Source organism: Nostoc sp. CHAB 5836 (genome assembly GCF_020829445.1).
Taxonomy (GTDB): domain Bacteria; phylum Cyanobacteriota; class Cyanobacteriia; order Cyanobacteriales; family Nostocaceae; genus Nostoc.
This window is the reverse complement of the sequence record NZ_JAIVFV010000117.1, coordinates 1-22,000: the sequence shown is the minus strand read 5'-3', so window position 1 is coordinate 22,000 and position 22,000 is coordinate 1. Positions and strand designations below refer to the sequence as shown.

The following is a 22,000-nucleotide window of genomic DNA, read 5'->3' as shown; positions in this document are numbered from 1 at the left end:
TAGGTCGGCACAATTAAAGCTAACTGGCTAAGGCTGTCATTTGTCATTTGTCCTTCGTCATTTACAAGGGTTTTAAGCCTATTTACGTTTCGTAACATATTTAGGTTTTTTCGCGCCAACTTACTTAGCTTCCTCGATCGCAGCAGCTGCGGTAGCTAAATCTTGTTCATTCAAAAATAACTATATATGGTATATATAAGACACGGTAATCCTAGCAGGGAACTGTAGATTTAGTTGTAGAGGTACAGCAACAGTGGGCATAGTAGTTGAGAACGTCTCCAAACAATTCGGGAGTTTCAAGGCAGTTGATCAGGTCAGCCTGGAAATTAAGAGTGGTTCGTTAGTTGCGTTGCTAGGGCCATCGGGATCAGGGAAATCTACGCTATTACGGTTAATTTCTGGTTTAGAAATGCCAGATAGCGGCAAAATCTTGCTGACCGGTAAGGACGCTACATACCAAAGTGTGCAACAGCGCAATATTGGGTTTGTGTTTCAGCACTATGCCCTATTTAAGCATCTGACTGTGAAACAAAATATTGCCTTTGGCTTAGAAATTCGGAAGGCACAGCCAAAGAAGATTAAGGGGCGGGTGGAACAGTTACTTGAATTGGTGCAATTGACTGGATTAGGCGATCGCTATCCATCACAACTTTCTGGTGGTCAAAGACAACGGGTAGCTTTAGCAAGGGCATTGGCAGTAGAACCGGAAGTTTTATTGCTAGATGAACCCTTTGGCGCACTTGATGCTAAAGTCCGCAAAGATTTACGGGCATGGTTACGCCGCCTCCATCATGAGGTTCATGTTACCACAGTTTTCGTCACCCACGACCAAGAGGAAGCAATGGAAGTCTCCGATGAGGTTGTGGTCATGAATAAAGGGCGTGTGGAACAGGTGGGGACACCAGCAGAAATTTACGATGATCCTGCCACCGCATTTGTAATGAGCTTCATCGGCCCGGTGAACGTATTACCCAGCACCTCAAAGATTTTTCAAAGTAGCGGGTTTGATGCGCCACACCCACAAGTATTTCTGCGTCCGCAAGATGTGATTTTGCAAAAGGTTGCTAACGGTGCTACCACACCTGCAACAGTGAGCCGATTGATCCATTTGGGTTGGGAAATTCAGGTGGAATTAACTTTTGATGATGGGCAAGTGGTGATGGCGCATTTAACACGCGATCGCTTTAATGATTTAGAGTTAGAACCTCTACAGCGAGTCTATGTGAAGCCAAAGGATGCAAAGTCCTTCCCAGTGTCTTATTCAATTTGAAATGAATGCTAGTTTCCCAAGAATTAAAGACCTAACCCCCCAGCCCCCTTCCCTACAAGGGAAGGGGGAGTCAAACTCCCCTCTGGGTTTCAAAGAGGGCTTGGGGGAAAGGTTCTTCCAAGATTGCTATATATGTGAGGTAATTAGCCGCCCTTGGGTACAGTCTCAGAAGGACCGGCGGTGACAATCACCAGATTTTCTGGCTTAATTAAATCTTCAATTGCCTGTTGCATATTAGCCATAGTGACTGCTTGAATTCGGTGGGGAAACTCTCGGATTTCTGATCGCGAAAGCCCCAAGACAGCATTATCCAAAATCATGCTGGATAGATCGCTAGGATTAGCTAAATCCACAGGATAACTATTGGTAATTGAGCGTTTTGCTGTATTGAATTCAGCCTCAGTCACTCCTTGCTCGCGCAACTGTTTTAGTAGAGCCAGAGTACTGGCGATCGCTTTTTGGGCATCAAGAGGAGCAGTCTGCATTTGGATCAAGAAGGGCCCCGGATTGATTCCGGCGGCAAAACCACTGTATATACCGTAGGTTAGACCTTGGCGATCGCGCACTTCCGTACCCAGGCGGCTTGCTAAGGTATCACCACCCAAAATTTGATTTAGTACCAGTGCCGCATAATAACGTGGGTCTTTCCGAGAGATACCATTGTAGCCGATGTAGGTAACAGCCTCAGCTTTCCCGGGAATTACTTTATTTAGACGTGTCAAAGTTGGCGGTAATGGTACGGACTGCATTTTGATAACAGGCGGCTTACCTGTGGCTTGCCATTTACCGAACACCTGATTCAGCAAAGCTTTTACCTTAACTGGCTCCAAGTCTCCAACTATTGCGATCGTTGTGGTATCCGGTCGGTAATGTGTTTGGTAGAAGCCAAGCAAGTCATCACGACTAATGCTCTTTAAACTCTCGGCTGTGGGAAAGCTGTGGAATGGATGATTTTCAGGGTAAATTGCCTGCTGGAATACTCGTCGTCCCAAACCTCTAGGGTCATCTAGCTGGACTTTGAGACTTGTCAATGCTCGTTGGCGACTCAGTTCTAACTGGTCGGCGGGGAAAGCAGCGTTTTCTAACACATCTGCCAGAGTTTGAATCAATATCGGCAGATTCGCAGAAAGTCCCTGACCACTAACGTTAACTCCCTCACGGCTAGCACTGAAGTTCAAATTGGCTCCCCGGTCTTCTAGGGTTTTTGCTAAGGCGAGAGCATCTTTAGTCTGTGTCCCATTCATTAAGTTGCTTGCAGTCAGATTCGCTAATCCAGCTTTTTGATTGCCGTCGAATTCAGTACCAGCGTCAATTTGTCCACTCAGGTTGATGGTGGGAAGGTTGCGATCGCTTAACAACAGAACCTTCAAACCATTATTTAAGGTAAACTCCTCTGGTAGTGACTGTTTGGCTGAATCTGTCGCTGATGTGGCAGGTGGTAGATATTTCGCCAGTTCTGCTGGATCTACAGGTTTACCAGGGCTGAAATTTTCCACCGTGCGAGCAGAACCAGCGCCAGAAGCCCCTGGTTTACCATCTGGTTGAGTCGGCTCAAAGAAGCCAATGGTTTGTTGAGCCGGATTGAGATAAGTTTTCGCTGCTTGCTGGACTTGAGCCGGGGTAACTTTAGCGATCGCAGCCAAATACTTTTCAATAAAATGATAATCCCCGGCGATCGTTTGATTATACCCCAGTTGATTAGCCTGACTAGTGATGTCTTGGTTCCCCAAAATATACGAGGCTTGCATTTGGGTCTTCGCCCGGTTTAACTCTTCTGAGGTGACTGGCTGCTCTTGCAATTTTGCTAAACATTCCTGGAGTACCTGGGCAATTTTCCCCAACTCTTGACCGGGAGCCGCCGTAGCATTAATTTCATACCAACCCGATTCGATCAGTTCAGCAGCACCACCACTGACTGAACTTGCAAGTCCAGATTCCACCAAAGCCTGATCAAGCCTAGAGCTACGTCCCCCTGTGAGAATCGCATCCATCACATCAATTGCTGGGACATCAGGATGTTTCATATCTGGTAGAGGATACACCGCTTGCAATAGCGCTGCACTTCCAGGTTGCTTGAGGACAATGGTTGCTTTTTTAGCAACAGGGGTAGATGGGGAAGCGTCGGCGAGGGAAGAAGATGCAGAGAAATTATCAAGTACTTTCCTTGCGTCATCAAGTACCGTGTCCTTTTTTGCTCGTTGCGATAACTTACCAAAGGTTTCTTTCACGACTTGGAGTGCAGATTCTGTGGCAAAATCTCCGGTAATCACCAACGTGGCATTTTCCGGACTGTAGTAAGTGTGGTAATAATTTTGTACCTGCTCCACCGTAAATTTCTCTACATCGGCTTTTGTCCCTCCCACAGGTAAGCCATAGGCTCGATTGGGGAAAGCATCTCGCATCACAGCTCGATTCAAACGATAGCTTGGTGAATTTTCGTATCCTTGTAACTCGGAGATCACCACCCGTTTTTCACTTGTGAGTTGCTCAGTCCCAACTAAAGAGTTTTTCATGCGATCGGCTTCCAGAGTCAGCAACGCTTCGAGTTTGTCTCGCTGCACTGTGCCAAAGTAAGCTGTTTCGTCATAACTTGTAAAAGCATTGAACTGGCTACCCAAGGCAGTAAATAACCGTCCAAACTGTACTGGACGGTCATTTGTACCTTTAAACATCAAATGTTCTAACTGGTGAGAAATGCCATTCTCGCCCTTAACTTCGTTACGTGAACCAACTTTATACCAAACCTGCACACTCACCACTGGAGCAGTATGAACTTCTTTGGTTAGTACCGTTAAACCGTTGTCCAATACCGTTTTTTGCACTCCTTGAGTGAATGAGAGACCAGAGACAGGTGCGATCGCTGTTGGTATTGCAGCATTGGTAAAATTGCCCCATAAAGGCACGATAGTTAAAAGAAGGCTGAGGAAAAATCCTATAATCATGTATGAGCGCCGTTTCATAAGCAATGCAAAATTTCCAATTTTTAAATAAAACCCCAAGGGCTATTTCAAAATTTAAATTTAACTCAAGTTGCTAGTTATGGAGGGAATAAGACCAAAATAAAATCAAATCAGTTAAGCATTTCCTCCTTCTCTTTCTTCTCTCCGTGTTCTCTGCGCCTCTGTGGTTCGTAAAAAAAGAGTTTCAGCCCTTTTGTGAACCGTATTGCGTTAAAACAGACTATAACTTTTTCTCAGTCGTCTTCAGACGACTTTCGCTATTAGACTCAGAATTCATTCTGAGGCGGGCTAGATGAGAATGATGAATTAAATCAAGTAACGATCATTTTGATTCACCATCGAAGTCGAGTTGATGAATAATTTTAAAATGTATTTTAAAAATAAGTAATTTAGGCGATCGCTCTCTTTTATATCCTCTGCAATTACCGTTTAATTTGCTTAGTAAACTTAGGAACTAACAAGGATTGCTCTAATTCACCTTGTTGATTATAGAATTTTATTTGACCTTGTTCATTACATAACCATACCTCAACAGCTTGAGCTTCTAAATATAAATTTCTTTTAAATTCCATTTCTTCCAAAGTGTTACCACTGGATTTGACTTCTACACAAATTTCTGGTGCGATAGATGCTGATACTTCATCTTCAATTTGAGAAAATCTTTTCTCTGAACACCAGACAACATCAGCAACTTTCACACCGTCTGATGTGTTAATAGCACATTCTGGCATGACTTCTCCTGTATTCAATAAAGATTCTAATAAACGTTGGATTCTTCCTTGATAAAAAGAATGTTTAATTTTGACTGGACTCATGACGATTTGACCCCATTTATTTAATTCAATTTTGAAGGGTAAATCTTGTAATTGTTTGTGTTCACAAACTTCTTCCCATCTCATAGTTAATATTTGTTTAGAGTAATTGATTTAATTTTAACTCATCTATTAATCAATACCCTTGGGTTAAGGCTAAGAGGATGTTTGAAAAGTCCTCATGGAAATAATGTGGTGCGTTACACTGCGTTAACGCACCCTACAAATAAATCAACCCCTAAACTTCAACATCCAAAGCACGTACCAAAAAAGCCCACTTGTCTGCGGCTTCTTCGATAATTTTCGCCGTGGGTTTACCCGCACCATGACCAGCTTTCGTCTCAATTCTAATTAGAACTGGCGCATCACCAACGTGAGCCTCTTGCAAAGCGGCGGCAAATTTGAAACTATGAGCAGGGACAACGCGATCGTCATGATCGGCTGTGGTAATTAAGGTTGCTGGGTAAGCTGTATCTGATTTGAGATTTTGCAATGGCGAATAAGCATACAGCGCTGGAAACTCTTCTGAGTTATCTGCTGAACCATATTCGGAAGTCCAAGCCCAGCCGATGGTAAATTTGTGGAACCGCAGCATATCCATGACGCCGACGGCGGGTATTGCTGCACCAAACAAATCGGGACGTTGTGTCATACAAGCACCCACTAATAAACCGCCATTACTACCACCTGCGATCGCCAGCTTCTCAGTCTTAGTATACTTATTCGCAATCAGCCACTCAGCAGCCCCAATAAAGTCATCAAAAACATTCTGCTTTTTATCCTTCATTCCTGCTTGATGCCATTCTTCACCATATTCTCCACCACCGCGAAGATTAGGCATAGCATAGACACCACCCATCTCCATCCATACCAAAAGACTCACAGAAAAGCCAGGTGTCATTGAGGCATTAAAACCGCCATAAGCATAAAGATAAGTCGGGTTATTCCCATCTAATTTAATCCCCTTTTTGTGGGTAATAAACATTGGGACTCTAGTACCATCTTTGCTATGATAAAAGACTTGCTTTGTCTCATAATCATCCGGATTAAAATCTACCTGTGGCTGACGGAAAACCTCACTTTTTCCTGTCACCATGTCGTAGCGATAAATAGTCCCTGGGATGGTAAAGCTGGTAAAACTATAAAAAGTTTCAGTATCATAACGCTTACCACCAAAGCCGCCGGCTGAACCGAGTCCGGGTAATTCTACCTCTCGAACAAACGCACCTTTGAGGTCAAAAATTTTAATTTGACTGTGAGCATCTTTGAGGTAATCAGCAACAAATTGATTATTAAGTATGCCTACACTTTCCAAAGTTTCCGCCGATTGAGGAATTATTTCTTGCCAATTTTCCTTAGCAGGGTTTTTGGTGTCAATTGCAATAACTCTTCCCCGTGGTGCATTTAAATCTGTGCGCAAATAAAACACGCTATCATCATTATCAATAAAGCTGTAATCTGCCTCCAACTGGTTAATTAGTTCTATGACTTCCGCATTATGGTTAGTCAAATCTTTGTAAAAAACTAAATTTTTGGAGTCAGTTCCTAGCCAAATTGAAATTATCAGATAGCGTCCATCTTCAGTAACACCAGCACTAAAACCCCATTCTTTTTGGTCAGGACGATGATAAATTAGTACATCTTCTGATTGGGGTTTACCCAACTGATGATAGTAGAGCTTTTGATAATAGTTAACATCTTCTAATTGAGTTTTTTCATTCGGCTCATCGTAGCGACTGTAGAAAAAACCTTGATGATCATGTGTCCAAGATGCGCCAGAAAATTTAATCCACTTCAGGTGGTCTTGGAGGTCTTCACCAGTTTCAATATCGCGGACTTTCCACTCTTGCCAATCAGAACCAGAAGAGGATAGACCGTATGCTAAAAGTCTACCATCCTCACTAATAGACAATCCCGAAAGAGCAACAGTGCCATCTTCTGAAAGTTTATTGGGATCGAGTAAAACTTTGGGTTCATCGTCGAGAGTTTTCAAGGTATAGAGGACACTTTGATTTTGCAACCCATCATTTTTAAAATAAAAGTAGCGTTCGGTGGAACCGTCTCGCAGAGATTCGCCTTCTTTAAAAGGGATACCGTATTTTTCATAATCCCAAAGTTTCGTGAAGCGCTGTTTAATTTTTTCCCTAGCAGGAATTTCACTCAGGTAGCCAAAAGTAACTTGATTTTGTGCTTCAATCCAAGTTATTGTTTCTTCAGAGTCAGGATCTTCTAACCAACGGTAAGGATCTGCGACTAAAGTACCGTGGTAGTCATCGACTTGATTGCTCTTGTAGCTGGATGGGTAGGTGAGAGCTTTTTTAGAAGAAGGCATAGTCTTAGATAAAAGGTGCTTCTTTACATACTACAAAGATAGAACCAATACTTGAGTCAAACACTTGCTAAATCTATGGGAAAAATCCTTAACGTGTCGCAAAAGTCCCCACCTTCAATGTACTCATAAGGTGGGGATTGTGAGCGGGGGATAGTTCAGTTAAGCATTTCTTCCTTCTCTTTGCGCCCTTTGCGTCCAACTCTTAGGAGACGCACTCGCGTTTGCGGTAGCCTGCGGCAAGCCGAAGCGTCTACGTTAAAAAAATTGACTTTGTAACAGAGTTTTAGCCTTAACCCAAGCGTATTGCTATAGGACTAAGTAGGTCGGCGCAATTAAAGATAACTCGTGATGGCTGTCATTTGTCCTTTGTCATTCGTCCTTGGTAAGGGTTTCAAGCCTGTTTACGTTTCGTCACATAGTTTGATTTATTTTCACCGACTTACTTACTATTTGATTTTTTAAATACACGTAGGGTGTGTTAACGCAGAAAGTACGGCACCATTCTTAAGGGTTTGGTGCGTTACGCGAAACGCTAACGCACCCTACAAATACCTAATTTTGTTCAAAAATCAAATCGGATTCCTATATATAAGGATTTTGAACTGGAGAGAAAATCCCAAGTTTGGGGTGGTGGGCGATCGCTTTGCTGAGTGATTTGTGTTGACAACCCAAAACATGAGAAAAAGGGGTCAGTCGTGGATGATGTAGGAACATCGCAGTTACTTAGTACAATATTTCATAAATTCGTAGCGAATTCTCTTTGCGTTCCTACCCTACGGGAAGGCGAACGCGAGTGCGTCTCCAAGAGTTGCGCCTATGCGCTTCCCTTTGCGCCCCTACCCTGCGGGAAGGCGAGGCGCCTATGCGTTTAAATTTCAACCCTTATAAATCAATACGCTTGGGTTAAGGCTAAAATCCTTTGTCAAAGTCAATTTTTTTGACGAACCACAGAGACGCAGAGGACGCAAAGAGAAGAAGGAAATGCTTAACCCAAGCGTATTGCCTTATAAATGACAAAGGACAAGTGACAAATGACAGCCTTAGCCAGTTAGCTTTATTTGCGTCGCTCTACTTAGGCATTACTATTACTGTTAACAAGTTTCTCGCCTCTAAGCATCCGCGCCGCCGCTTCGAGGAGAGCTTCTTCAAGATAAGGCTTGGTAAAGTAGCCACTAGCACCGAGTTGAGACGCAATTTGTCTGTGCTTGTCTGCACCCCGCGAGGTGAGCATCGCGATCGGTAAGTGGTTGAGATTAGAGTCTTTCTGGATGCGAGAGAGTAATTCCAGGCCATCGCAACGGGGCATTTCGATGTCGCAAAATACGATATCGCAAGGCAGACCGGAGCGGAGTTTATCCCAAGCTTCTTGTCCGTCACGCGCCTGTTCTACGCGATAACCTGCCTTATTAAAGGTCAGGGATAGCAATTCTCGAACTGTAATCGAGTCATCGACAATCAGCACTGTTGGGTCAATCTTCGCAGGAGAGGTATCTGGGGGAGTAGCTTTTTGTTGCCAAGAATTGCCACCAATTTGTGTAGAAATCCGTCCTTGGAAGATGTCAATTATTTCCAGCACGTCCGCAATCGGCATAATCCGACCATCACCCAGGACTGTAGCACCCGCTACACCAATGGGTTTAGGCGCTGGCCCTTCAAATTGCTTAATTACAATTTCTTGTTCGCTCAACACCAAGTCAATCTGTAGAGCAATCAGGGTATTTGCCGATCGCACTACAACCACAGAAACCATATCATCATCTCTGGTACCGCCATAGACGTTACCACGACTGATTTGGCGATTGAAGGTTAAAAGTTCCTTCAGAGGTCGGAACGGTAGCACCGTATCGCGCCAGGAAATAAATGATTGCCCATTGGCATCATGCTGAATATTTTTGACTGGTATATCCAGCGTATCTTCTACACCGTCCATTGGGAAAGCAATCCTGGCTCGATCGGAGACGCAGCAGAGAGCTTTACAAATACTTAGAGTTAGTGGTAAACGAATGGTAAAGGTGGTTCCCTTGCCAATAGCAGAATCGGTATTCACTGTTCCCCGAATTTCGCTAATCTCGGAGCGCACTACGTCCATACCCACACCACGACCGGAAATTTCATCTGCCTGATCTTTAATTGTAAAACCAGACTGGAATAGCAAATCGTAGACTTCCAGACGAGACATAGTTTTTGCCTGCGCTTCTGTAATCATGCCAATCTTCACCGCCTTAGCCTTAACTCTTGCCGAATCGATACCTGCACCATCATCACCTACAGAGATGATAGTTTGGTTGCCTTGGTGGAAGGCACGAATGGTAATGATTCCCACGGGTGGTTTACCAATAGCTTGCCGTTGTTCTGGCGTTTCAATACCGTGAGCGATCGCATTATTCAGCATATGAGTTAATGGATCGGTAAGATGATCTAAAATCATCTTGTCAATTAAGGTATCGCCACCTTCGATCACCAACTCTACTTGTTTGCCACACTTAATAGCGTTGTCGCGCACTCCTCGCCGCCAGCGATCGATTGTTTGGGCAAAAGGCACCATTCGCGCTCTTGTTAATCCCTCTTGTAACTGGGTGGTTACTTGGCGGAATTGCCTTGCGACTCGCTCGGTTTCTTCGGTGACAAAATCAATGTCACTAGCCGACTCACGCACTCGCACAATCCGCTCAATCATCTGCTGTGAGAGTGTATGGAAGGGAGTAAAACGATCCATTTCCAACTCGCTAAAACCCCTGTCGGCATTGGAATCAGACCCTTGTAGTCCGGAGTCTTTCTTTTTGCGTCCAGCTAACAGAGAGGCTTCTAATAGCGATCGCTCATACAACTCTTGCATCCTTGCGCCCACATCCGAGAGTTGTTGTACCTGAATCAGCAAGTTATCTAATGACTGCCGCAGCCGTTCGTGATCTTGCTCTAAGGTATTGCGATTTACCACCAACTCGCCAACTAAATTACTCATATCGTCCAGTTGTTTAACTGGAACCTTCATCGTTTCTTCAAATCTCGCACCGCGACGATTAGAGGGGCGGGGAATTTTGCTGGTGTTCGATTTGACTACACGAGAATGGGATATTGTTTGATCTGCTTCTGCCAGCAACTTCTCCAAATCACCAAATTCATCTTTTATGGCTGGTAATGGAATGGCATTTTTAGCCAAGACTGGTTGAATTTCCAACGACTGGCCTTGGCGTAGCCCGTCGTAGGCATCGCGATCGTTATCTGTAGCTAGCAATTCTTCCAGAGCAGCAAAATCTACTTCTGGTATCTCCGTCGTTTTCGGGATGAATGCTACTTCCTCTCCTAATAATGCTTCCAAGTCTGCAAAATCATCTTCTGGAGCAACTACTTCAATGGTTTCTGTGGTTGCCAATTCTTCAGTCGGGGCGATAATAGCATTTTTTTCCTCTGACACTAAGTAGGTCGGCGCAATTAAAGCTAACTGGCTAAGGCTGTCATTTGTCATTTGTCCTTCGTCATTTACAAGGGTTTTAAGCCTATTTACGTTTTGTAACATATTTACGTTTTTTCGCGCCAACTTACTTAGTGCAGGTTCAGATGTCTCTGTTAGATCACGCAAATCGGTTTCAACATCTTCCTGAATAACCGTTTGTGTGAAGTCATTGACAGATTCTGAGTCAATTATTACCGCTTTTTCTTCTAATTCTTCCTGGTTTACTGCTTCTGATAGATAATTTTCTGTCAACAATAAATCATTAACAAAACCAAATTCTGTCGCCTCAAAATCTATATTAGCTGTGACTTCAAAGGTAGTTTCTAAATTATTATTTTCATTGCTTTCTAAAAATTCTGGGCTTGTCTGGGCTGAATCTAAAGTTTCCCAGATGATAGTTTCTGATAGTTCATCCACAGCATTATCTGTGGTTTCCATCTGAATATAAGTTGAGTCTGTAGCTACATCTTCAAGCCGCAGTTGCAGATTTTCGTCGAAATAGCCGAACAAATCAACTGGCTGTGCTTCGAGTGATGCTGAATCTAAAGTTTCCCCAAAGCTGATAGTTTCTGATAGTTCATCCACAGCATTATCTGTGGTTTTCATCTGAATATAAGTTGAGTCTGTAGCTACATCTTCAAGCCGCAGTTGCAGATTTTCGTCGAAATAGCCGAACAAATCAATCGGCTGTGCTTCCAGTGATGCTGAGTTTAAAAAACTTTCTGATAGTTCATCCACAGTATTATCTGTGGTTTCCATTTGAGAATCGGTAGAGTCTGTAGCGACATCTTCAAGCCGCAGTTGCGAATTTTCATCGCTGTTTTCATCGAAAGAGCCGAATGGATTAAGTTCCAGATCAACGGTAGATATTTCTAAGGGCTGATTAGTAAATTCCGGAACAAAATCTAAAGCTTCTGGTTGTTGCGATCGCCTGAGAATTTCCTCTCCTGGTTGCTGCGCCAACAACAGCGTTTCCGACGTGGAGTCATCGTTGATTGCAGGAGAAATAGTTGAGTCACTCGGTGCTAACTCATCTTCAGAATCTGATGAGAATATCAAATCTAGCTGCTCTTGCTGCTCGAAATTGAGATCAAAATCTTCTTCTATGTCAAAACTGGCTATGGGAGAAGGTATGGGCTGCTGACTATTGGCAAAAATGTGATCAGCCACCGCAGTAAACAAACTCTCATTTAATACCCTTTCCACATTCTCTTCAATTAAGGAATCGAATTCGTCCTCTTCCTCTGTAGTTTCCTGACTCCAGAAGTTGCTCAGATCATTTTCTAATTCAGAAAACTCAGGTGCTGTTGCGGCAGATGTATCAAATAAAGCACCGATTTCTGGTTCACTTGTAGGCAGTAGTGACTGTTCTTCCATTTCAGCAAATAGGCTGTCCAAAGACAAATCTGTTTGCTGGGGTAATTCTATGTAGTCACTAGGGGTAATTTCTTCTACCCAATTTGCATTTCTAGTTTCTAAGAATAAGTTATCAAAACTGTTGTGTTGGTTGGTAGATAGTTCCACACTGGCGATCGCGTCAGTTTCTGGTTGAGTCACTTCGCCTATAAGTAATAGTTCAGCATCATCATCTAGTCCCAGTGTCAATAAATCTTCAACCACATCGTTTCTGTTGACACTATTTTGGACAATTTCCCCAGGAGCATGGTTTGTATTACTAGAAATATCAAGAAATTCTTGTAAAATTTCGGCAGAATCAAAGTCTAAATTTCGATCAAATTCGTTAACCTCACTCAATTCGAGAGCTTTAGCAGATGTTTCTTGATTTTGCGGTTCTGAATTCTCTTTTTCTAAGAAATTGTCACCAAATAACAGGGATAAATCTTCTGTTGTAACTGTGCTTGTTACCTGCGGCTCGTTGGTTATGTCTTGATCAAAGGAGAGTAAATCGGATAAATCCCTATGAGCATTCTCAGCATCAGTGCTGCTGAAATCAATTCCAAGGTCATTGGTGGCAACAATATCTAAGGTTTCTTCTTGATGCCAGGTTTCATCTAGTTCGGGTGTCTCACCTTCAAATAAATCAGCAAGGCTATTTAACTCAGCTATTCCTACCTCTGGGCCATTGGGGTCAAGATTGCTACTGATTGGATGTGCTTCGTTATGTGTAGTGAAAGTAAGACTAGTGTTTCTTCCTTCGTTTAGTGGTGTCACTTGTAGAAGATAGGCGCGATCGCTCATATCTTCCTCTAGATTCAGTTCTTCAGTTGTCTGAGTTAATGGCTCGGTATGACTCGATATAATTGGCTCTGATTCTATCAAATCAGCAGACTGTTCATCAAACAAATCAGGAGTAATTTCTAATAACTCAATTTCTGCAAAGCTCAAAAGCACTTCTAGTTGCTGACTAATTGTAATTTCGGCTTCCCTACCTTGCAGAACTAATTCTTGAGCTTGCTTGATTTCGGTAATGACAATTTTCGCTAAAGTCAAATAAGTATTTTCGGGATTAGCGATCGCACTAGCTGCTGCTTGACATAAACCACACCACTTAGGCAAATTCCAAGTTTCACCAAGTTTGACTAACTGGTAACAGCATTGCTGAAGGTTTTGCCGAGTTGAGGGTGTTGTGGTTTGCTTAAATAATTGCAACATTTCCCGCAGTGTTTGCAGCACTTGGGCTTGAAACTCGCTCCAATTATTATTTTCTTTAGCGGTGACTGACGACCGCACTTCCTGGGGTGCTATGGAGTCTGGAGATTCCTGATCGGTGTCTTCTGGCAAACCGGAAATATCTCGCCGCAGGAAAAGTTCTGTAAGTGTGGAGCCATTGTCTACAGAGGCTGTCTGTAATTCTCTAGCGTCAGGATTGCTAGCTACTCCACTTTTTCCTTGTTCTACAAGTAGTTCCAAATGCTGATACAGCCATTGAAAGACTGGCTCAGTTTCTGACATCAAAGTATTAGCTGCATCTTCAGAAAGACCATAAGTCCCACTCAAATTCTCTAACAGCGCTTTTAGGGTATCAGATACACCGAGAAATAAAGACTCTAACTTCTGGTCAATCTGAACCGGATTATCTTTAAGAACTTTAAAACAATCTTCCAGACGGTGGGAGGTGTGCTGGATGCTAGTCAATCCAAGCATCGCCGCTCCTCCTTTGATGGAGTGAGCCGCTCGGAAGACCTCACTGATCATTTCCGGGTCGTCCAGAGTAGCCTCTAAATTCAGCAATCCCTGCTCAATGGTATTCAGGTGATCCCTAGCTTCTTCAATAAAGTAACCCAAAATCCGCTGTTGTTGTTCTGGCAGCATAGTTTTTTAGTCAAGAGTCATTAGTCATTAGTCATTGGTCATTAGTCATTGGTCATTAGTCATTGGTCACTTGTACTGAGCGAACGCGAGTGCGTCTTGTAGAGTTGTCGTTGGCGCAGCCTCTCCAAGAGTTGTATTGGTCATTAGCAAAGGACAAATGACAAATGACAAATGACAAATGACAAAGGACAAATGACAAATGACAATTTACCTAGTTTCCATAGTTTCCACTCGGAAACGTTCAACGGAGGCGATCAAGTCACGGGATACAGCTACTAAGTGTTGTAGAGCGCCTGAAACTCGTTGTGCTTCCTGGGAAGTTTCTTGGGCGGTCAGTTCTACTGATTGCATTACGTGAGCGACGGCGCGGGAGGTTTCCGTTTGTTCCACAGTGTCGCTGGTAATCGAGCGCACAAGAATATCGATGCGATTCGCTACTTGAATAATGTTTTCGAGCGATCGCTTGGCTTCTTCTGCCAATTTTGTACCTTTTATTACTTGTTGTGTGCCTTCTTCCATCGCGGTCATTACAGAGCCTGTTTCGCTTTGGATTTGCATCACAATTTGTTCAATTTCCTTCAGGGATTTAGCAGATTTATCTGCTAGCTGGCGGACTTCATCTGCGACGATCGCAAATCCGCGTCCAGCTTCTCCCGCTCTTGCCGCCTCAATACTAGCATTGAGTGCCAGCAAGTTTGTTCTGGAAGCAATTTGAGAAATCAACGCTACAATTTTAGAAATTTCTTGGGAAGATTCCGCTAACCGCTTGACTTTGCGAGTGGTTTCGGCAACAGTTTCTCGAATTTCCAAAATCCCCGCCACGGTGTTTTCTACTGCTTCGCCACCTTTGAGAGCGATCGTACTAGCATCACGGGCGACGGTTTCGGCTTCTCGCGCCGCCTCTGCTACCCGTTGAATCGAGTTAGTCATTACCTGTACAGAATTCAGTGTTACTGCCAACTCTTCTGCTTGGCGCAAGGCATCGCTAGATAAGGCTGTAGCGAAGGTTTCGGAGTTGGTTGCACCTTTGGTCACATCTTTTGCTGCCACTTTTACCTGTTGGACGATATCCCGCAGGTTTTGAATTGTCAGGTTAAAGGCATCAGCTACGGCTCCCAGTACGTCGGCTGTCACTTCAGCTTGGACTGTTAAATCTCCTCTAGCAGCTCCTTCCACATCATCCAAGAGGCGAATCACCTGACGTTGCAGGTTTTCTTTGGCTTCTTCTTGTTCATTAGCTTTGCGTTGGGCTTCACTTGTGGTCGTGAAAATTACTCGCGCCATTTCATTAAAGCCAGTGGCTAAGTACCCTAATTCATCTTCGGAAAACACTGTAGCTTGAGCATTCAGATTTCCTTGACGTACAGCATCAAACTGAGTTTGGAGATCATTGGTTGTGCGCCGAATTTGTTTGAGCGCAAGATTCCCCATGAAGCTTGCGGTAGTAAAACCTGCAATTCCAGCTGCTAGTGACATTGCCCAACCTGTGTTTCGCACTGATTCTCGTTGTTGGGGTGGCGAAAATGTGGTGGCGACAAAGCTAACTGTGGCTACAACCAGCGCCGAGACAATGCCCACACTTCCAGCAATTAACCATTGTTTTCTTTCGATGGAGGCATTCTCTAATGGTGCTAACCAGCCTTGTTCGACGCTGACATTGGGTTCTAGTTTCGAGATATTTGTTTGGCTAAAGACTGGAACACTTTCATGGGAACCAGTCATGGAGAATAGTTCTTCTTCGCGATCGCTAGCTGCATTACTTGGAAAAGCCTCCGTCACCTGAGGCCGTCCACTACCACTAGTTTCTGCTTGAGCAGAAACTAGTGGTAGATCACCGAAGTTAGAATCTTGTTCCATCAGGTCAAACCCTGGAATATTGCCCAAATCGTCAAATTCCTCGAAGTCATCTAAAAACTCGATATTGCTCTTAGAATTTTCTCCATTCAGTATATTGTTTGAGTCTTCATAAGAGCTTAAACCCTCTGAACCAAAGGCGGACTCAAATGCCTCCATATCAAAATTTTCATCATCAAAGCTATTTTTTGCGGAGGGTTTACCTGACTTAAACTGCTTTTCTTCCAGAGATAAATTGCTACTCACAGATGAATAATCATCAGATACATCAGACTGTAAATCTTTATTGCCCTCAGAACTTTTTGGTTTCAACCAATTATTTACTTCGGTTTCTGCCAAATTATCTTGACTGCTGTATTCCAAGTTATTTGTTGTCGCCGAATCATTTATAAGTTCTTGTGCAACAATCAGTAAAGTTTCGTCTCCCAAACTAGATATATTATCATATTTTAAATTTTTAATGTTATGCTCTGGAGAGTTTGGCTCAGTCAACAAATTAGGGAAATTATTCTCGCTCTGATCACTTCCTGAATTAGAAGATGAAGATTTATGATGATCAATCGTTGAATTTTCATCAGGATAATTTCTGCCATTATCTGAAAACTGCGTATCTAATAATGATTCTTCCAGACTATCTTCTGACATATCTTCCTGCCAAAAAACAGGTAACTCTAATTCTGTTTTATCCTCCCAGTTGCTATTGGAATCTTGTTGCTGTGATTCTTCATTCATGGCAAAGGGGTCATCACCAAAAGCTGTAGAAGAATCTGATAGTTTTACTATCCCAATAGTATCTTCTGTGGGTACGTCAAATGGACTTTTTGAAGAGATATCTTCAACGCCATTCACAATTTCTGTATGCTCTCCAAAAAAGTTTAAATCAAGCTTATTGCTGTCAAATTCCTCACCAGCGCCCAAATCTTCTAATTCTGATTCGCTATATGCCAGTAGATCAGAGATTTCTGAGGAATTTATCTGCTCTTGACTCTCTGATGTATCAATCTGCCCACCGAATGACTGTAAATATTCATTGATATTCTCAATTCCATTATTGGCAAAACCAATAATTTCTTGATCGTTAGTCAAGCGTAATACCTGTTGATATTCTTCTTTTGCTACATCGTACTGCTGTAAAACATAGTAGATGTGACCTCTTAACAAATGGGGGTTGGGGTCATTTGGTAAATTTTGCACCACTTGGTCAACTAAAGTGGCGGCAACCTCATAATTCCTTTGAACATAGGCGGTCATCGCCTGTTGATATGTCGGCTCGTAATTATCAATACTTGCTGCCATTTCCTCCTCCAATTTCATCCTGCCCACCTAGCACTTCGTAAAATTGCCATTTGATCGAGCAGTCGTAGACACTGATTGTTTTTAGCACTTAGTAACCACTCTCCACGTAAAAAGGGAGCCATAGTATCTGGAACACTAGTTGGTGGGATGAGATTCTGGACATCCAACCAGTCCATACCACCAATTTCCTCTACTGCTAAACCCACTATTGTGTCTTGCTCTTCAATGGCAATCACCGAAATTTCTGCTCTATCCGTGTTTAATGCACTTGCTTCCCCCAGAAATTGACCCAAATCGGCCACCCAAATAACTCGACCTCGTAAATTTAGAGTACCCAAAAGTAAAGGAGAAGCATTAGGAATCGGGGTGATCCGATCAGGACTTAGTTCAATTACCTCCCGGATGCCAGTTGCTTGTAGTGCAAACTCCTGATGCGAGGGAATGTAAAACCTCAAATGTAACTCACCTTCAGGACTTTCTACTTGTAATTCTGGTCGGAAGTGGTCTTGACCGCTACCACTTAAAAAGTCCGGTTTGCTGACCATGTTGTTTTTATCCTTATCCTCGCAGCAGTTGTTTGACTGTTCCTACCAACTCGGTTGGTTGAAACGGTTTGGCTATGTAAGCGTCTGCCCCCTGCTTCATGCCCCAGTAGCGGTCAAATTCTTCGCCTTTGGAAGAACACATAACTACTGGAACATTTTGGGTTTTTGGATCGGATTTTAACCGCCGACAAACTTCGTAGCCGTTCATTCGGGGCATGACAATATCCAATACCACTAAATCGGGAGGTGCTATTTGAATTGCCTCTAATGCTTCTAATCCGTCACTGGCATGGGTAACTGTTAGGCCAGTTGCTTTCAGGAGGTCTGTAATCATCTCCCTTTGCGCGATACTGTCTTCCACAATCAGAACTGTGCTCATAAGTTTCTCTTTACCTCCTGATGTAGACGTTCCTACTTGGAACATTCGCTGATTCCTCCACAAGGATTAACTGTATAAATTAATTTTATGTTTTCAGCATTTTCCCAGTTATTGATGTTTCACTAAGTTGGCTGACTCTGTGATAACATCTTTTTACTCATCTTTTAGTAGATCAACAAATCTTCGATCTCTTCATGTGCCTAAATCGAAGTATCCAAAATCTAAAATTATTCTGCCCCATGCCCAATGCCCAATTTTCATACAAATACGCCGGATGCGGGAAACTCAGTCACTTCAGTGCTGAGAGGGAAGCGGCACGAGGGATTTTAAGACGCTCGCGGACTCGCTAACGCTGCGCTATCCCCGTGGTATTTTATGTTAAAATCAGGTTGTGAGTAAGAACAAAAAACATCTACGTGTTGAAGCATCCTAGTATCGGAGAAATCCCGGCTCCTATGAAACAACGGTTAGGTTTTAGTCCTGGCGCAGTATGACAGGAAAGAGCAAATAAAGGCAGGTTGCGGAGCGTACCGCGTTTTGGCTTAGTGATGGATTCTGAAAGCATTGAAACAATAAAAGTAAACGCGATTACAACATTGGCAATGTCGGTAGTTGATATGAAGTGTTTAGGCGGCGTTTGACGGTCGCAGCGAGAGTTTACTCTGTCCGCAGAATCGAGCGTGTCTTTAGACCTGAGAGTGTCAATGGTTGTTCATATATTTCTCTACGAGCATGAGTAACTCAGTGTCTGTAAATGGTTTTGTTAAATAATCTGTTGCCCCGACCATCCTAGCTTTGACTCGATCAATAAACCCATCTTTCCCAGTAAGCATGATAATCGGTGTGAGCCGAAATGCTGTAGAATGCCGCAGCATGGCGCAAACCTCGTACCCTTCCAATTCCGACATGGCAATGTCGCATAAAATTAAATCCGGTTTGAGTTGAAAAACCAGACTCAGTGCTTCTAAGGGATTGGTGAGAGCGATCGCTTCATAACCTTGTGGTTGTAAGATGGAATTTATAGTCTCACCGATGGCGATCGCATCGTCAATACATACTATCCGCCCCCTCTCTTTTCCCTTCAATTGCCAGCTATCCGTAAATGTATTGGGTTTGTTTGTATCTGAATATACGATTTGCAGCCAACTTTGTTGCACATATGGATATATTGCCTTAGCCACTGTCAAAATGTCTCGGTTGAGATAGCGAGCCAGTTGACGCAAAGATGTTTTACCATCAGCCCAATGTTGTAGCTTATTCACCGTTGCTTCTGGTAGGGAAGATTGTAGCTGAACTTTGTCAGATAGCACTGGCAATTGTTCTGGAGACTGAATGTGCGGATACAGTTGCTTCCATTCTTGCAGCTGCTTAGTAATTTTTGTCACAAATGGAGCAATCTCGAAAGTGTTTAATTGCGGGGCAAGTGCCGCACCCTGATGGAAAATGAAGTTACCTTGGTGTAAACCCAACAGGTCAAAGAGGGTTTCATGTACCAAGCCCTGGATGATACTACCAGCTATCTTTAGGTTGATTATATTCCGCTCCAAAAGTGCCCAAAGATAGGCATACTCTGGTGCGTCGCTTGGTGGTATGGAAGCAATTTGTTTGTCGGTAAGTCGCGTCTCAACTCGGTAATGACGTAAATAATCGCTAATTCGGGATAAATTACTCTCGCCTTCTTGGCAATAGATAATTTGACCATTGAGAAAAAATACGAACCAAGACTGTTGTTTAGAGCGATAAATGCTTGCTCCGTCTTCACCCAGTTTGTTGTTATGGTGAAAGCTAGTAGCTCTCACCCATAGTTGCCCAGTTCGCTGTCCTAACTCAATCAATTGCAGGATACTGCAAATATCAATTTCATTTAAATTTCCCTGCATTTATCTAAAAACTACTCCTTAAGTATTGCTGAATTCCGAATTTAAGTACATTGGTGCGAAAAAAACCAAGTATGTTACAAAACGTAAATAAGCTTCAAACCCTTACCAATGACCAATACAACTCTTGGAGAGGCTGCGCCAACGACAACTCTACAAGACGCACTCGCGTTCGCTCAGTACAAATGACAAATGACAAATGACCAATGACCTTAAGGAATACATTAAGCTATAAACCTTTATCTTTCGTAATACACTTCGACAAAGCTAGTGTTAACACGGAAGTCATCATCACTATCATCAGTACAAAATATAAAGGCGCGACCAGCTCGCTTCTATAAGTATGAAGACGTAACATCTCACGTCTATAGTTTTGTCTGTCTTGTTTTCCTAAACTTCGGTTCAGTGAAACAAGTTAACAGAATTATTTAACAGTGAACAGTGAATAGTTTTCAGTTATCAGTGATCTATTTATGCCTGGGTTTAAGTCGTGATAACTGATAACTGTTTTAAGGTATATCCCAAAACACGAACTTTAAGTGCATCAATAAAGGACTAACGGTGTGCTGTATTTAGCAGAAGTACAAAAACAGAAAGGTGGTTTACTCAGTGGCGGTGCCAAAACCGAATTGAAACTGCTAGCTTGTCAGCGAACTGACCAGAATTGGAGTACTGTGTCGGAAGAAGTGATTGCCGCTGAGGACGCAAGCAAATTAAATGATGGCGCTTTGGTACTAGTTGAACTGAATCCGAATCGTCAAGTGCAACGGATTCAAGAAGCTGGTCGTCCACTAGTCAATATTTTGCAGAATTTTTCCCGCCAGTTGGAGAAATTTAAGCTCAAGGAAGATGAGATTGATCAGTGGAAACAGTCGCTAACCTTTCAGGCGCAAGAGTTGAATCGCCGTGAAATGGACATGGAAGTACGATCAGAACAGTTGCAACAATTAGAGGAAGAGTTGCAACACCTAGAAGAGCAAAAACAGGAAGTTGACACCTCCCGCCAGGAAATTGAAGGATTACAAACAGAAATTCAGCGTAACCGCCAAGAGTTGGAAGGTGCTTGGGAGCATTTGCGGGGTGAGCAGCGTCGCCTAGAGGAACGTCTTGCGGATTTTCAACAAGGGACGGTTTTGGATGAGGAGCAAAGTCGGGTAATGAGTGAGTTACTCGATCGCTTGTCTAGTGCTGGTACTCCTACAGAAACAGTCAGAGAACACCTGGATCTGGCCTTTGAATTGGTCGAAAAGCAGCAAGCTATTTTGACTCCGCACTGGCAAAAACTACAGGAGCAAAAAACTGCGATCGCACAACAGCAAGAAGAAGTTGAGCGTTTGTCACAAACCTTTAGCGATCGCCAAAATGCATTGCAAGAAGCACAAAATTCCCTGGTTCAGCAAACAGGCCAATTGCAGATCAATACAGCAAACCTTAACACCAAGCAAGAGTATGCTCGCATAATCAAAGAGCAGTTCCGAAACGCCGAAGAGTTATATCAACAAATTCACTCTTTAGCTGCAACATCTAATGATGTAGTTCTCGGACAGCAAGCTGATGTGGAAGCTTTGGAGAAAAAGCCTTTAGAAGAACTACAAAAAATCGTGCAAGAATTGCAATATAAGGTGGAAATAGACGCTAGTTTTGTTCACGATCAAGAACAAGAACTGAAATATAAACAAGAAACTATAGAAGAACTGCAAACTAAAATAAATCACGCATCTGACCATGACCACATAAATTTGGAACTGGAACTAACGGATGAAAAAGACCTCTATCAGATGCTCAACTCCAGTTTGGTGGGACAACGCCGCAATATGTTGCAGCATCAGAAGTTTCTCAAGCAACACCAAGCTGTACTGCTACGGCGACAAGGACATACTGTTGTTGAAGAAGAAAGCAACAATAAAATTAATTTAGAACCAGTTCTTCTATAGTTTCTTGTTTATAT

9 protein-coding genes and 1 pseudogene are annotated in these 22,000 nt (G+C 43.0%); 2 read left to right on the top strand and 8 right to left on the bottom strand.

The features are described from left to right. The first annotated feature begins 253 nt into the window (after window positions 1–253). Window positions 254–1,270: a sulfate/molybdate ABC transporter ATP-binding protein gene (locus LC605_RS21415; RefSeq protein ID WP_229549547.1), complete on the top strand. Its 1,017-nt coding sequence runs from the start codon at window positions 254–256 to the stop codon at window positions 1,268–1,270. Window positions 1,271–1,413: 143 nt separating this feature from the next. On the opposite strand, the gene LC605_RS21410 is transcribed toward LC605_RS21415, so the two are convergent. From LC605_RS21410 to LC605_RS21375, 8 genes are all read right to left on the bottom strand, one after another. Further along, window positions 1,414–4,230, bottom strand: coding sequence for a pitrilysin family protein (locus tag LC605_RS21410; protein WP_229549546.1), 2,817 nt, complete (start codon window positions 4,228–4,230; stop codon window positions 1,414–1,416). 422 nt (window positions 4,231–4,652) lie between these two features. Continuing rightward, complete coding sequence (locus LC605_RS21405) at window positions 4,653–5,129, bottom strand: Uma2 family endonuclease (protein ID WP_229549545.1); 477 nt, start codon at window positions 5,127–5,129, stop codon at window positions 4,653–4,655. Between the two features lie 151 nt (window positions 5,130–5,280). Beyond that, window positions 5,281–7,374, bottom strand: coding sequence for a prolyl oligopeptidase family protein (locus tag LC605_RS21400; protein WP_229549544.1), 2,094 nt, complete (start codon window positions 7,372–7,374; stop codon window positions 5,281–5,283). 1,072 nt (window positions 7,375–8,446) lie between these two features. Continuing rightward, complete coding sequence (locus LC605_RS21395) at window positions 8,447–14,101, bottom strand: response regulator (RefSeq protein ID WP_229549543.1); 5,655 nt, start codon at window positions 14,099–14,101, stop codon at window positions 8,447–8,449. 207 nt (window positions 14,102–14,308) lie between these two features. After that, the gene (locus tag LC605_RS21390) at window positions 14,309–17,251 is read right to left on the bottom strand and encodes a methyl-accepting chemotaxis protein (RefSeq protein WP_229549542.1); all 2,943 of its coding nucleotides are present in this window, start codon (window positions 17,249–17,251) and stop codon (window positions 14,309–14,311) included. 14 nt (window positions 17,252–17,265) lie between these two features. Further along, entirely contained in the window at window positions 17,266–17,796 is a 531-nt protein-coding gene (locus LC605_RS21385; protein ID WP_229549541.1) for a chemotaxis protein CheW, read from the bottom strand. 13 nt (window positions 17,797–17,809) lie between these two features. Then, complete coding sequence (locus LC605_RS21380) at window positions 17,810–18,175, bottom strand: response regulator transcription factor (RefSeq protein ID WP_069073698.1); 366 nt, start codon at window positions 18,173–18,175, stop codon at window positions 17,810–17,812. 701 nt (window positions 18,176–18,876) lie between these two features. Continuing rightward, on the bottom strand, window positions 18,877–20,055 hold the full coding sequence (locus tag LC605_RS21375; RefSeq protein WP_229549540.1) for a response regulator: 1,179 nt from the start codon (window positions 20,053–20,055) through the stop codon (window positions 18,877–18,879). A 560-nt stretch (window positions 20,056–20,615) separates the two neighbouring features. On the opposite strand from LC605_RS21375, the pseudogene hmpF reads away from it, so the two are divergent. Next, window positions 20,616–21,980: pseudogene (hmpF, locus tag LC605_RS21370) on the top strand (pilus motility taxis protein HmpF); the annotation flags it as partial. Window positions 21,981–22,000: the final 20 nt, after the last annotated feature.